Consider the following 388-nt stretch of genomic DNA (forward strand, 5'->3'; position numbering starts at 1 on the left):
GAGCCAGACCTACGGCCCGGGTTGCGGACCGATTTCGGTCGCGCCGCGAGTGGCAGAACAACTTGTCGCGCAGGCGTGTGGAGAGGCGTCGGTAAAATAGCGGTTTTGCGTTTCCTGCCTGCACCGCCATGTCTTCAACGTCCCCTCTTTCGCACGATGCCATCCTCGACGCCACGCGCCACTGGCTGACACGTGCCGTGATCGGGCTAAACCTGTGCCCGTTCGCGAAAGCAGTGCATGTGAAAAACCAGATTCGCTACGCGATCAGCGAAGCGACGGGCATGGAAGGCGTATTGACCGATCTGGAAGCGGAGCTGCGCACTTTGGCGGATGCCGATCCCGCCGCCATCGACACGACGCTGCTCATCATTCCGCACGCGCTCGGCGA

General features: G+C 62.1%; 1 protein-coding gene and 1 pseudogene. Both read left to right on the plus strand.

Annotation, left to right across the window (positions count from 1 at the left end):
- Window positions 1–100: pseudogene (locus SB753_RS35150) on the plus strand (TetR family transcriptional regulator); the annotation flags it as partial.
- A 28-nt stretch (window positions 101–128) separates the two neighbouring features.
- Window positions 129–388: DUF1415 family protein (locus tag SB753_RS35155; RefSeq protein WP_410804666.1), on the plus strand; the 260-nt coding region annotated here is incomplete at its 3' end.

The organism is Paraburkholderia sp. SIMBA_053 (assembly GCF_046534895.1).
GTDB lineage: Bacteria > Pseudomonadota > Gammaproteobacteria > Burkholderiales > Burkholderiaceae > Paraburkholderia > Paraburkholderia caledonica.